Genomic DNA, 12,660 nt, shown 5'->3' with positions numbered 1-12,660 from the left:
TCTGGACGCCGCCAGCACAAACCATTCAACTAGCGGCACCCGGGCCGCGCACACGCACCAGGGTGTCGGGTCTCAACAAGCCAAGGAGAGAACAGATGACAAGCGAAGCCAAATGCCCCTTCCACCATGCCGCCGGCATCGGTACGACGGACAAGACCTGGTGGCCGAACCAGCTGCGCGTGGATCTGCTGAACCAGCATTCCAGCAAGTCCGACCCGCTGGGCGAACAGTTCAACTATGCCGAAGAGTTCAAGAAGCTCGACTACAAGGCGCTCAAGGCGGACCTGGTCAAGCTGATGACCGATTCGCAGGACTGGTGGCCGGCCGACTTCGGCCACTACGGCCCGCAGATGATCCGCATGGCCTGGCATGCGACCGGCACCTACCGCACCGTCGACGGCCGCGGCGGCGGCGGTCGTGGTCAGCAGCGTTTCGCGCCGCTGAACTCCTGGCCCGACAACGTCAACATCGACAAGTCGCGCCGCCTGCTCTGGCCAATCAAGCAGAAATACGGCCAGCAGATCTCCTGGGCCGACCTCTTCGTCCTGGCCGGCAATGTGGCGCTGGAATCGATGGGCTTCCGCACCTTCGGCTTCGCCGGCGGCCGTGCGGATGTGTGGGAACCGGACCTGGACGTGAACTGGGGCGCGGAAACCAAGTGGCTGGACACGGACAAGCGCTTCCATGGCGACCGTGAGCTGGACAACAACCTCGCCGCCACCCATATGGGCCTGATCTATGTGAACCCGGAGGGCCCGAACGCCAGCGGCGACTACATGGCCGCGGCCAAGGACATCCGCGCCACCTTCGGCCGCATGGCGATGGACGACGAGGAAACCGTGGCCCTGATCGCCGGTGGGCACACCTTCGGCAAGGCCCATGGCGCCGCGCCCGAATCGCACAAGGGCCCGGAACCCGAGGGTGCGCCGATCGAGGCGCAGGGCCTGGGCTGGACCAGTAACTTCGGCGGCGGCCATGGCAAGGACACCATCTCCAGTGGCATCGAGGTGACCTGGACCAAGACCCCGGCGCTGTGGAGCAACAACTTCTTCGAGAACCTGTTCAAGTTCGAATGGGAACTCACCAAGTCGCCGGCCGGTGCCAAGCAATGGGTGGCCAAGGACGCACCGGAGATCATTCCGGACGCGCATGTGCCGGGCAAGTTCCACAAGCCCACCATGCTGACCACCGATCTGACCCTGCGCTTCGACCCGGAGTTCGGCAAGATCTCCAAGCGCTTCGCCGAAGACCCGCAGGCCTTCGCCGATGCCTTCGCCCGCGCCTGGTTCAAGCTGACCCACCGCGACATGGGCCCGAAGGCGCGCTACCTCGGCCCCGAAGTGCCGAAGGAAGACCTGCTCTGGCAGGACCCGCTGCCGGCCGCCACCCACAAGCCGAGCGCGGCGGACATCGCCGACCTGAAGGCCAAGATCGCCGCCTCGGGCCTGTCGGTGGGCGAACTGGTGTCGGTGGCCTGGGCTTCGGCCGCCACCTTCCGTGGCGGTGACAAGCGCGGCGGCGCCAACGGCGCACGCCTGGCCCTGGCCCCGCAGAAGGACTGGGAGATCAACCGCAACGCCGTCAAGGCCCTGCCCAGGCTGGCGGAGATCCAGAAGGCTTCGGGCAAGGCCTCGCTGGCCGACGTGATCGTGCTGGCCGGCGGCGTCGGCATCGAGCAGGCGGCCAAGGCGGGCGGCGTCGCGGTGGAGGTGCCGTTCGCGCCGGGCCGCGTCGATGCCGCCCAGGCCCAGACCGATGTCGAATCCTTCGCCGTGCTCGAGCCCCTGGCCGACGGCTTCCGCAACTACAAGAAGGGCAAGCTCGGCGCACCGACCGAGGCCCTGCTGGTCGACAAGGCCCAGCTGCTGACCCTGAGCGCGCCGGAAATGACCGCCCTGGTCGGCGGCCTGCGGGTGCTCGGCACCAATGTGGATGGCAGCCAGCATGGCGTGTTTACCGACAGGGTCGGGACATTGAGCAACGACTTCTTCGTCAAGCTGCTGGACATGGGCATCGAATGGAAGCCGGTGGACGGCGAGGCCGAGCTGTTCGAGGGCCGCGAGCGCAAGACCGGCAGGGTGCTGTACACCGGCACGCGCAACGACCTGATCTTCGGCTCCAACTCGGTGCTGCGCGCGCTGGCCGAGGTCTACGCCAGCAGCGACGCGCAGGCCAAGTTCGTCAAGGACTTCGTCGCGGCCTGGACCAAGGTGATGAACCTGGACCGTTTCGACCTGGCGTGATCCCGGAGCCGGCCATGACGATGCGCAGGACCAGCCGCCTTTTGGGGCTGGTCCTGGCGCTGGTCGTGGCCGGCGCCGCGTTGAACGCCGAATACCCGGTCGAGTGGATGCGGCATGGCAACATCTGACCCCACCCGTCCTATAGTTGGCGTCATCCACGCCCACCTCAGAGGATATTCATGAGCAAGAAGAAAGCCGCCGCGGCCTCCGGCCCCAGCATCAATATCGGCATCAGCGAGAAGGACCGCGCGGCGATTGCCGGCGGCCTGTCCAAGCTGCTGGCCGATACCTACACGCTCTACCTGACCACCCACAACTTCCACTGGAACGTGACGGGCCCGATGTTCAACTCGCTGCACGCGATGTTCATGGCCCAGTACACCGAGTTGTGGAACGCGGTGGATCCGATCGCCGAGCGCATCCGCTCGCTGGGCCATGCGGCGCCGGGCTCCTATGCCCAGTTCGCCGCCCTCAGCTCCCTGCCCGACGCGCCGGCCACGCCGCCCAAGGCCATGGACATGGTGCGCATCCTGATGGAGGGCCATGAGGGCGCCGCGCGCACCGCGCGCAGCCTGTTCCCCCTGGTCGACAAGGCCAGCGACGAGCCCAGCGCCGACCTGCTGACCCAGCGCCTGACCGTGCACGAGCAGACCGCCTGGATGCTGCGCAGCCTGCTGGAGGACTAAGCAGCACGGGGCGCGCGGCGCGGCCGCGTCGCCCAATTTCCTTCTTCCCGCACCATGCCCGCAAAACCCAACGAGTCCGACGCCGCCGGGCTGCCGGCCCGCTACCGGCTGAGCGAGGCCGATCCGGACTTCAGCCTGTCCGCCTACGACCCCACCGACAAGCCCTGCTCCGGCGGCGACAAGGCCGCCGACAAGCTGGCCGTGGAGTCGCTGGCCGTCGAACTGGACGCCTTGCAGAACCTGTTCTATGCCGACCGGCGCTACAAGCTGCTGGTGCTGCTGCAGGGCCTGGACACCAGCGGCAAGGACGGCACGCTGCGCGGCGTGTTCGGCCGCATGAGCCCGCTGGGCGTGCACACGGTGGGCTGGAAGGCCCCGAGTTCCGAGGAGCGCGACCACGACTATCTCTGGCGCATCCACCGCCAGGCGCCGGCGGCCGGCGAGATCATGGTGTTCAACCGCAGCCACTACGAGGACGTATTGGTGCCGGTCGTCAACGGCGCGCTCGATGCCAAGCAGACCAGGCAGCGCTACGCGCAGATCCGCGACTTCGAGCGCCTGCTCGCCGAGACCGGCACCATCGTGCTGAAGTTCATGCTGCACATCTCCAAGCAGGAGCAGCGCGAGCGCCTGCAGGCACGCATCGACGACCCCGCCAAGCGCTGGAAGTTCCAGGCCTCGGACCTGGAGACGCGCAAGCAATGGGCCGCCTACCAGCAGGCCTACGAGCGCGCCATCGGCGCCACCGCCAGCGCCTGGGCGCCCTGGTTCATCGTGCCGGCCGACTCCAAGACCCACCGCAACCTGATGATCGCGCGCGTGCTGAAGGCCACGCTGGAAGGGCTGGCGCTGCGCTATCCGACCGGCGACCCCGCGCTGAGCGGCATCAAGGTGGAATGAACGAACAACCGATGAGCGGCCGCGCCGATCGGGCCACAATCCGCACCATGCAGCCCACCCGCATCGCCATCCTGACCTTCGACGGCTTCAACGAACTGGACAGCTTCGTCGCGCTGGGCCTGCTGAACCGACTGAAACCGCAGGGCTTCGCCGCCGAGCTGTGCGGCCCCGGCAGCCATGTCACATCGATGAACGGCGTCACCGTGCAGCTGCAGCGGCCGCTGGAATGGGCCAACGAGGCCGAGGTCGTGCTGTTCGGCTCGGGGCTGTACACCCGCGCGATCGCCGAGAACAGCGCCCTGCTGGACCGGCTGCAGCTCGACCCGGTCAAGCAACTGCTCGGCGCGCAATGCTCGGGCACCCTGCTGCTGGCGCGCCTGGGCCTGCTGGGCGATGCCCCGGCCTGCACCGACCTGACGACCAAGCCCTGGGTCGTCGAGGCCGGCGTGCGCGTGCTCGACGAGCCCTTCCATGCGCAGGGCCCGGTGGCCACGGCCGGCGGCTGCCTGGCCTCGCAGTACCTGGCGGCCTGGGTGATGCTGGTCAAGGCCGGCGAGACCGCGGCGCGCGAGGCGCTGCACTATGTCGCGCCGGTGGGCGAGAAGCAGGCCTATGTCGAGCGGCTGGTCGCGCGCGTGCGCCCCTTCGTGCTGCCGGCCTGATGTCGTCCCGGGGACACGCGGCGATAATCGCCGGTTAGCTCCCGTCAAGCCCGCACCATGTCCGCCGACCAGCCCACCCGCGCCCCGTCACGCATCGACGGCGAAGTTCGCCGCCGCCGCACCTTCGCCATCATCTCCCACCCCGACGCCGGCAAGACCACGCTGACCGAAAAGCTGCTGCTGTTCTCGGGCGCGATCCAGATCGCCGGCTCGGTGAAGGCGCGCAAGGCCAGCCGCCACGCCACCTCGGACTGGATGGAGATCGAGAAGCAGCGCGGCATCTCGGTGGCCAGCTCGGTGATGCAGATGGAGTACCGCGACTGCGTGATCAATCTGCTCGACACCCCGGGCCACCAGGACTTCTCGGAAGACACCTACCGCGTGCTGACCGCGGTGGACGCGGCGCTGATGGTGATCGACGCGGCCAACGGCGTGGAGCCGCAGACCCGGCGCCTCTTGCAGGTCTGCCGCGCCCGCAACACGCCGATCCTGACCTTCGTCAACAAGATGGACCGCGAGGTGCAGGATCCGCTGGCGCTGATGGACGAGATCGAGCGCGAGCTCGGGATGACCGTCGTGCCCTTCACCTGGCCGGTGGGCATGGGCAAAGCTTTCCACGGCGTGATGGACCTGCGCCAGGCACGGATGCGCGTGTTCGCGCCCGGCGAGGACCGCGTGGCCGGCACCGAGGAGGTGCTGGACGGCCTGGACAACCCGGTCTATGCCGAGCGCTTCGGCATGCAGTACGACAACGCGCAGGGCGAGATCGAGCTGGTCAAGGAGGCCGCGCCCGAATTCAGCCTGGACGATTTCCTCACCGGCCGGCAGACGCCGATGTTCTTCGGCTCCGCCGTCAACAACTTCGGCGTGCAGGAGGTGCTGGACGCGCTGGTCGAGCTGGCCCCGGCGCCGGCCGAGCGCGCCGCGATGCAGCGCGTGGTGCAGCCCGAGGAGCCCAAGTTCAGCGGCGTGGTGTTCAAGATCCAGGCCAATATGGACCCGGCGCACCGCGACCGCATCGCCTTCCTGCGCGTCACCTCCGGCCATTTCGAACGCGGCATGCGCCTGAAGGTGGTGCGCAGCGGCAAGGAGCTGCGGCCCAACACGGTGGTGAGCTTCCTCTCCCAGCGCCGCGAACTGCTGGACGAGGCCTTCGCCGGCGACATCATCGGCATCCCCAACCACGGCGTGCTGCAGCTCGGCGACACCATCACCGAGGGCGAGGCCCTGCAGTTCACCGGCCTGCCCTTCTTCGCGCCGGAGATGTTCCGCAGCGTCGAGGTCGCCGATCCGCTCAGGACCAAGCAGCTGCGCGAGGGCCTGCGCCAGCTCGGCGAGGAAGGCGCGATCCAGGTGTTCCGCCCCGAGGCCGGCAGCGTGCTGCTGCTGGGCGCGGTGGGCCAGCTGCAGTTCGAGGTGGTGGCGCACCGCCTGGAGCATGAGTACGGCGTCAAGGCCCGCATCATGGCGGCGCGCTACAACGTGGCGCGCTGGGTCACCTGCGAGGACCTCGATGGGGCTGCCGGAAGCGGCGAGAAGGAGCTGCGCCGCTTCATCGACCACAACGCCCACCGCGTCGCCTGGGACGCGGTGAACGCGCCCACCGTGCTGCTGGAATACGCCGGCGAACTGCGCGCGATGCAGGAGAACTGGCCCAAGATCAAGTTCCACGCGCTGCGCGAGCACGCGGGCCTGGTGTTCCAGCAGAAGCTGGACGGCTGAGCGGCGGCAGCCCGCCCAGGGCCTGCAGCAGCGCATCGCCGGCCCGTGAGGCCTGACCCCGCCGCGCTGCAGTTCGTCGCCGCGCCCTGGCCGGGACCGGCTCTGCGGCGCTACGCTGTGCGCAACATCACCGGTCCACAAGGGAGAACGTCATGTCCGACAGCGAGGAACTGGGCCGCCTGGCCGATCTGCACCAGCGCGGCGCCCTGACCGACGAAGAGTTCGCGCGCGCCAAGGCGCGCATCCTCGGCGCCGGCCCGGCCGCCGGCGCGGCCATCAACAATCTGCGGCGCAGCCGCAGCGAGCGCTGGCTGGGCGGCGTCTGCGGCGGCCTGGCCCAGTTCACCGGCCTGGAACCCTGGCTGCTGCGCCTGATGTTCGCGCTGCTGCTGCTGTGCGCCGGCACCGGCGCGCTGGTCTATCTGCTGCTGTGGATCTTCGTGCCGGAGGAATGATCCCCGGGCGCGCAGGATTACCGGCGCAGCGCTTGAAAAGGCATGCTTCGTCGCTAAGCTACGCTCAGAACCGAGGAGGCCCCATGCAGACCCTGGACGACATGCTCGCGCTGAACCTGCTGACCCGCGACCAGCACGCCGAGATCCATGCCTGGACCCTGCATGCCCGGACGCCGGAACGCATCATGCAGATGCCGCCCCATCTGTGGCGCGCGCTGGAGGCGGCCAGCCTGCTGATGGAGTTCGATCCGGGCGCGGCGGCGCCCATGCAGTAGCGCCGCCGGGCCGCAGGGTCAGGGCTTGCTGCTGTAGTTGGCCGGCAGCCACCGGTAGCCCTTGCCGTCGGCACGGAGCTTGCCGATGCCGGGGAAGGACACATGGGCCACGGCGACGTAGTAGCCCTCCCTGGCCGCGGCCGCATAGGCCTTCCGGCGCTGCGGCAGCGCGGCCTTGGAGTCGACGTCGAAGCTGATCGTCACCGCGGGCTCGGGAAACTGCACCGCGGCCACATGCATCAGGTCACCCCAGACGGCCAGCTTCTGGCCCTTGCTCTCGGCCAGGTAGACCGTGTGGCCGGGGGTATGGCCATAGGTGGGCAGAGCGCGCAGGCCCGGCAGCAGCTCGACGCCCCGGGCCTGGCCGTCGAAGGGCTGCACCTTGCCGGCATCCTGGTAGGGCTTGAGCGCGGCCATCGCGCCCTTGAAGAAGCCCTTGCCCTCCTCCGGGGCCTTGTCCATCTGCGCGCCGCTCAGCCAGTGGTCGCCGTCGCGCCGGTCGAAGCGCACCACCGCGTTCGGGAAGGCGGGCCTGCCCTCGGCATTCAGCAGGCCGCCGACATGGTCGGGATGCAGGTGGGTGATGTAGACCTCGTCGACCTGCTCGGGCTGGTAGCCGGCGGCCTTCAGATTGGCCTGCAGCTTGCCCAGGGTGGGGCCGAACAGGCCGGCCGCGCCGGTGTCGATCAGCACCAGCTTGGTGCCGGTGTTGATCAGATAGCCGTTGACCGAGGTCTCCAGCGGCACGCCCAGATAGGCCTTCTGCAGGGCGCGCAAGACCTGGCCCGGGCGGGCCTTGTCCATCAGCTTGTCGACGGGCAGGTCCACCGTGCCGTCGTTCAGCGCGGTGACCTCGAAGTCGCCCAGCATCATCCGGTAGTAGCCCGGGGCCTGGGTCTTGAGCTGCGGGGCGGCGGCCTGGGCGGCCTGAGCGGCCAGGGACAGGGTCAGGGCGATGGCGAAGCGCATGCGAAAGCTCCCGGATGAGAAAACGCCGGCGAGCATAGAGCAAGCCGGCGTTTCGCGCTGGGCAGGCCCCGGCCTACTGCGGCACGCTCAGCACCCCGGCGCTGAAGTCGATCGCGTCGGCCGCGGCCGGCGTGGCGGCCCAGGGCGGCACATTGCCGGCCGCCAGCGCCGCACCGGAGGCACGCGGCGTGGTGCGCACCACCTGGCTGGCCGGCAGGGCCGTGCCGCTCTTCAGGTGCGCCCACATCTGGTCCAGCGCCCGCACGAAGTAGACATGCAGCGGGATGTAGCGCGTGTCATAGCCCGCCAGCGCGCCCAGGCCGATGAAGGTGTCGAAATGCTGGGCGTTGGTGACCTCGTAGTAGCGGGTCTTGGCCGCGGCGCCGTCCTGCAGCTGGTTCTTGCCGTAATAGGCCCGTGCCGCATGGTTGACCGGGATCAGCGTGTCGTTGCGCCCGGCCACGATGATGGTGGGCAGGCCGCGCAGCTTGGCCGAGAGCTGCACCTCGGCGATGCCGGCGATCACGCGGTCGGACCAGGCCTTCATCGTGCCGAACAGGCCCGCCCCCGTGGCCGGGTCCTTGCCGGTGACCAGGGCGCGCAGGCACAGCGCGCCGTCCAGCGCGAAGTCGGGCAGGCCGCTGGTGGGCGAGACGGCCAGGAAGTCCAGCTTGGCGCCGCCCACCGAGTCGTTGTAGACGATATTGACGCCCGAGGTCGGCGGCACCCCGTTGCCGGTGGAGAACAGGCTCGCCTGCGTCGCCGCCGCCTGGGCGATCACGTCGCCGTTGGCGTTGGTGTTGGCGAAGCTGAAGCCGCAGACGTTGTCGGTGGCCTTGAACCGCCCATGGGCGTTCACATAGGTCAGCGCGATCGAGTTGGTGGCGAAGCGGAAATGCGACTGCTGCAGGAAGTTGGTCTCGGTCATCCAGCCATAGGTGTTCAGCTTGGCCAGCGCATCGTCGGCCTGCTCGGCCAGCGTGGCGCCGGCCACCAGGCCGCGCGCCTGCAGCGCGGCGCAGCGGTTCTGCGCGGCCGTGGTGTAGGCGGCCGGCCAGAAGGCGGCGAGCGACAGTCCCGCCTGGGCCGACAGGGCCGCGCAGGGCTGGTAGACATTGGCATAGGTGAAGTAGTCGGCCAGCGGCTTGCTGTGGGTGGCCACGGTGGCCGCGCCCTGCTTGATCGTGAGGCCGGCGTTGGCGCCGGGCTGGGCCTGGGGCTCGGTGACGGCCACGCCGTCGATCAGGCCCTCGCTGTCCTGCTCGGCCGCGGCCAGCGCGGCGCCGCCGCCGTTCGACACCGAGGAGGCGATCACCAGGGTGTTGCTCGGCTTGATCACGACCTCCTTCTTGCCGGGCTGGCCGGCGATGTCGGTGCCGTATTTCTCGTTGAGCACGTAGAAGGCCAGCTTGATCGCGCGCAGCGTGTCGCGGCCCCAGTCCTTCTCGGGGTTCTGCTGCGAATGCGCATGCTTGTAGGCGACGCGGTTCGGAAAGGCGGCGTTGAAGGACTGGCGCTCGGCATCGCTCAGGTCGGCCCTGAAATGCAGCTTCTTGGCGGCCACCGCGGCGGCGGCGCTGGCCAGCGTGCCGTCGATCTGGATCACCTGGTCGCTGGCCAGGTCGTGCAGGCCGTTGCCCGAACCCTTGTCGGCATAGGCGACCGCGCAGCCGCGCTTCAGGCCCCATTCGCCGGCCGTGCCGATCGCGCCGTAGACGCCGCGCGAGCCCGAGGAGGTGGCGCTGACAATGCAGGGGGCCTTGGGATCGAAGCCGGCGGGCACCTGCACCATCAGCACCACGTTCTGCTTGCCCGTGCCCTCGTCGGCCACCGCGATGTGCTCGGTGCCGGCGATCTTGCCCTCGCCCAGGCTGTCGTTGCCGGCGTTGTCGATATTGGGGCCGTAGAGCTTGGTGAAGCCGCCGGCCACCGTGGGGTCCACCAGGGCGCGGTAGTTGGTGTGGATGGCGTTGCGACGCAGTTCCGCGACGGTGGGCGCCAGCGGGTTGGCGGGTGCCGGCGCGGCGGCCAGCAGGCCGGTCTTGCCCAGGCCGGCGGTCAGCAGGTCGTCGCTGCTGCCGTCGTAGCTGGCGGCGGAGATCGTGCCGCCGGCGACGAAGCCCGGCATGGTGTTGACCACCGGCACCGGGGCCGGCGGTTCGGGCGCCGGGTCGTCGGAACCGTTGCAGGCGGCGCTCAGCAGCGCGGCGCTCAGGCAGGCGGCGGGGGCATACGGCTTGTGCTTCATCGGGGTCTCCTGGGTTGTCGGCGGGCCTCGTGCGGGTCCTTGGCGCCGGGCGCGGCCCATCGGGACAGTCCCGACCCGGCAGCGCTGACAGTCCGCTAGGCTAGACAGCCATGCAAGCCGATGCCAGCCCCGGGACTACGCCCGGGTTTTCCCCAGCCGAGGCCTTTGCCGCGCTCAGTCCCCTGGGCCTGGCGCTGGCGCGCGAGCGCCGCCTGGTGTGGGTCAACGAGGCCTTTGCCACGATGTTCGGCTACCCCCGCGAGGCCCTGCTCGAACAGAGTTTCTGCATGCTGTTCGCCACCCGGACCGAATTCGAGCGCATCGGCGAGCGCCTGCATGCCAGCCTGCGGCAGGACGGCAGCTACCGCGATGAACGTTTGATGAAAAGGCGTGACGGCCTGATGCAATGGTTCCGCGTGCATGGCCATACCAGCGACCGCGCCACGCCGCTGCGCGAGGTGGCCTGGGTGTTCGAGCCCCTGCCCAGCGGCGTCGAGCCCGAGGGCCTGAGCCCGCGCGAGCGCGAGGTGCTGGCCGGCATGGTGGCGGGCCAGACCGCCAAGGAATGCGCGCGCAGCCTGGGCCTGTCGCCGCGCACCATCGAAAAACTGCGCGGCCGCCTGCGCCAGCGCTACGGCGTGCACAAGGCCACCGCGCTGATGGGACGCACCCTGGGATTGCCGTGAACGTCATCCGGGTAAGCCCTTGCGCAATCGTACGTAAAGGTCTTTCCCGTGACCGTGCGGCACGGGATCACCCTACATTGGGCGTCCAACTCTAAGACACAACAGCCGATGAGCGAACTCATCCTGGAGACAAGCGGACTCACCAAGGAGTTCAAGGGCTTCACCGCCGTGGACGGGGTGAACCTGCAGGTGCAGCGCGGCCATATCCACGCATTGATCGGCCCCAATGGCGCCGGCAAGACCACCTGCTTCAATCTGCTGACCAAGTTCCTGACCCCGACGCGCGGCAAGATCGTCTTCAACGGCGTGGACATCACCGGCGAAAAGCCGGCCGAGATCGCGCGCCGCGGCGTGATCCGCAGCTTCCAGATCTCGGCGGTGTTCCCGCACCTGACGGTGCTGGAGAACGTGCGCATCGGCCTGCAGCGCTTCACCGGCACCAGCTTCCATTTCTGGAAGAGCCTGACCGGCCTGCAGACCCTGGACGCCAGGGTGCTGGCCCTGCTGGAACTGGTGGACCTGCGCGAGATGGCTCAACTCAAGGCCGGCGACCTGCCCTACGGCCGCAAGCGCGCGCTCGAGATCGCCACGACGATGGCGATGGAGCCGGCGCTGATGCTGCTGGACGAGCCGACCCAGGGCATGGGCCACGAGGACGTGGAGCGCGTCACCGCGCTGATCAAGCGCGTCGCCGAGGGCCGTACCGTGCTGATGGTCGAACACAATATGAAGGTGGTCTCGACCATCGCCGACCGCATCACCGTGCTGGCGCGCGGCGCCGTGCTGGCCGAGGGCGATTACGCCGAGGTGTCCAGGCATCCGGCGGTGCTGGAGGCCTATATGGGCAGCGAAGCGGCCGAGCTGCAGGGAGCGCATTGATGGCCCACCCCCTACGCGCTCCGCGCGCCCCCTCAAGGGGGCAAGCCCGCAGGACCGGCAAAGCCGGATCCTCGGGCTTCGCTGGGTCGGCATCGCCACATGCCAACGTCGGCTCGGTCCGGCAAGGTTTCAATCAATGACGAACGCGCTCGAAATCAAGGACCTGCACACCTGGTATGGCGAAAGCCACATCCTGCACGGCATCAACATCACGGTGCCCAAGGGTCAGGTCGTGACCCTGCTGGGCCGCAACGGCGCCGGCCGCACGACCACGCTGCGCGCCATCATGGGCCTGACCGGCGAGCGCAAGGGCTCGATCAAGGTGCACGGCGAGGAGACCATCGCCCTGGCGACGCACCGCATCGCCCATCTGGGCATCGGCTACTGCCCGGAGGAGCGCGGCATCTTCGCCTCGCTCTCCACCGAGGAGAACCTGCGCCTGCCGCCGCCGCTGAAGGGCGGTCGCGGCAAGCCGATGAGCGAGGCCGAGATCTACGCGATGTTCCCCAATCTGGCGGAGCGCCGCATGAGCCAGGGCACACGCCTGTCGGGCGGCGAGCAGCAGATGCTGGCGGTGGCGCGCATCCTGCGCACCGGCGCCGACATCCTGCTGCTGGACGAGATCTCCGAGGGCCTGGCCCCGGTGATCGTCCAGGCCCTGGCGCGCATGATCCGCACCCTGAAGACCCAGGGCTTCACGATCGTGATGGTGGAGCAGAACTTCCGTTTCGCCGCCCCGCTGGCCGACCACTTCATCGTGATCGAGCATGGCCAGGTGGTCGAGTCCTTCGCCGCCGCCGAACTGGAATCCAAGCGGGCCCTGCTCGACGAGCTGCTCAGCGTTTGAAATGAAACACCCCCTACGCGCTTCGCACGCCCCCTCAAGGGGGCACATCCGGCGAACCGGCAAAGCCGAATCCGCGGATGTCGCTAGG

Annotated in this window: 12 protein-coding genes; 10 read left to right on the top strand and 2 right to left on the bottom strand. The window is 68.9% G+C overall.

Annotation, left to right across the window (positions count from 1 at the left end):
• The first annotated feature begins 95 nt into the window (after window positions 1-95).
• The 7 genes from katG (at window position 96) to AC07OQ_RS17240 (ending at window position 6,943) form a co-directional block, all read left to right on the top strand.
• Entirely contained in the window at window positions 96-2,243 is a 2,148-nt protein-coding gene (gene katG, locus AC07OQ_RS17270) for a catalase/peroxidase HPI (protein ID WP_495054368.1), read from the top strand.
• Between the two features lie 179 nt (window positions 2,244-2,422).
• Window positions 2,423-2,929, top strand: coding sequence for a Dps family protein (locus AC07OQ_RS17265; RefSeq protein ID WP_495054367.1), 507 nt, complete (start codon window positions 2,423-2,425; stop codon window positions 2,927-2,929).
• 54 nt (window positions 2,930-2,983) lie between these two features.
• Window positions 2,984-3,829 (top strand): PPK2 family polyphosphate kinase, encoded by an 846-nt coding sequence (locus AC07OQ_RS17260; protein WP_495054366.1) that lies wholly within the window; start codon window positions 2,984-2,986, stop codon window positions 3,827-3,829.
• Between the two features lie 47 nt (window positions 3,830-3,876).
• Window positions 3,877-4,491 (top strand): DJ-1/PfpI family protein, encoded by a 615-nt coding sequence (locus tag AC07OQ_RS17255; RefSeq protein ID WP_495054365.1) that lies wholly within the window; start codon window positions 3,877-3,879, stop codon window positions 4,489-4,491.
• Window positions 4,492-4,548: 57 nt separating this feature from the next.
• Entirely contained in the window at window positions 4,549-6,213 is a 1,665-nt protein-coding gene (locus tag AC07OQ_RS17250) for a peptide chain release factor 3 (protein WP_495054364.1), read from the top strand.
• A 152-nt stretch (window positions 6,214-6,365) separates the two neighbouring features.
• Window positions 6,366-6,668: a PspC domain-containing protein gene (locus AC07OQ_RS17245; protein WP_495054363.1), complete on the top strand. Its 303-nt coding sequence runs from the start codon at window positions 6,366-6,368 to the stop codon at window positions 6,666-6,668.
• Between the two features lie 83 nt (window positions 6,669-6,751).
• On the top strand, window positions 6,752-6,943 hold the full coding sequence (locus AC07OQ_RS17240) for a hypothetical protein (RefSeq protein WP_495054362.1): 192 nt from the start codon (window positions 6,752-6,754) through the stop codon (window positions 6,941-6,943).
• An 18-nt stretch (window positions 6,944-6,961) separates the two neighbouring features.
• Here AC07OQ_RS17240 and AC07OQ_RS17235 read toward each other — a convergent pair whose 3' ends face one another.
• Together AC07OQ_RS17235 and AC07OQ_RS17230 are read right to left on the bottom strand one after the other, a co-directional pair.
• The gene (locus tag AC07OQ_RS17235; RefSeq protein WP_495054361.1) at window positions 6,962-7,912 is read right to left on the bottom strand and encodes an MBL fold metallo-hydrolase; all 951 of its coding nucleotides are present in this window, start codon (window positions 7,910-7,912) and stop codon (window positions 6,962-6,964) included.
• A gap of 73 nt (window positions 7,913-7,985) precedes the next feature.
• Window positions 7,986-10,160, bottom strand: a complete 2,175-nt coding sequence (locus tag AC07OQ_RS17230) for a 3-hydroxybutyrate oligomer hydrolase family protein (RefSeq protein WP_495054360.1) — start codon at window positions 10,158-10,160, stop codon at window positions 7,986-7,988.
• 110 nt (window positions 10,161-10,270) lie between these two features.
• Between AC07OQ_RS17230 and AC07OQ_RS17225 the strand changes: the two genes are divergently transcribed.
• From AC07OQ_RS17225 to AC07OQ_RS17215, 3 genes are all read left to right on the top strand, one after another.
• Window positions 10,271-10,846: a helix-turn-helix transcriptional regulator gene (locus AC07OQ_RS17225; RefSeq protein WP_495054359.1), complete on the top strand. Its 576-nt coding sequence runs from the start codon at window positions 10,271-10,273 to the stop codon at window positions 10,844-10,846.
• Between the two features lie 108 nt (window positions 10,847-10,954).
• On the top strand, window positions 10,955-11,725 hold the full coding sequence (locus AC07OQ_RS17220; protein ID WP_495054358.1) for an ABC transporter ATP-binding protein: 771 nt from the start codon (window positions 10,955-10,957) through the stop codon (window positions 11,723-11,725).
• Between the two features lie 136 nt (window positions 11,726-11,861).
• Window positions 11,862-12,572, top strand: a complete 711-nt coding sequence (locus AC07OQ_RS17215; protein ID WP_495054357.1) for an ABC transporter ATP-binding protein — start codon at window positions 11,862-11,864, stop codon at window positions 12,570-12,572.
• Window positions 12,573-12,660 lie beyond the last annotated feature (88 nt).

The organism is Roseateles sp. GW821-FHT09B06, assembly GCF_059418245.1.
Note: the sequence above shows the minus strand (reverse complement) of the source record. Positions and strands in the feature narration are given on the sequence as shown.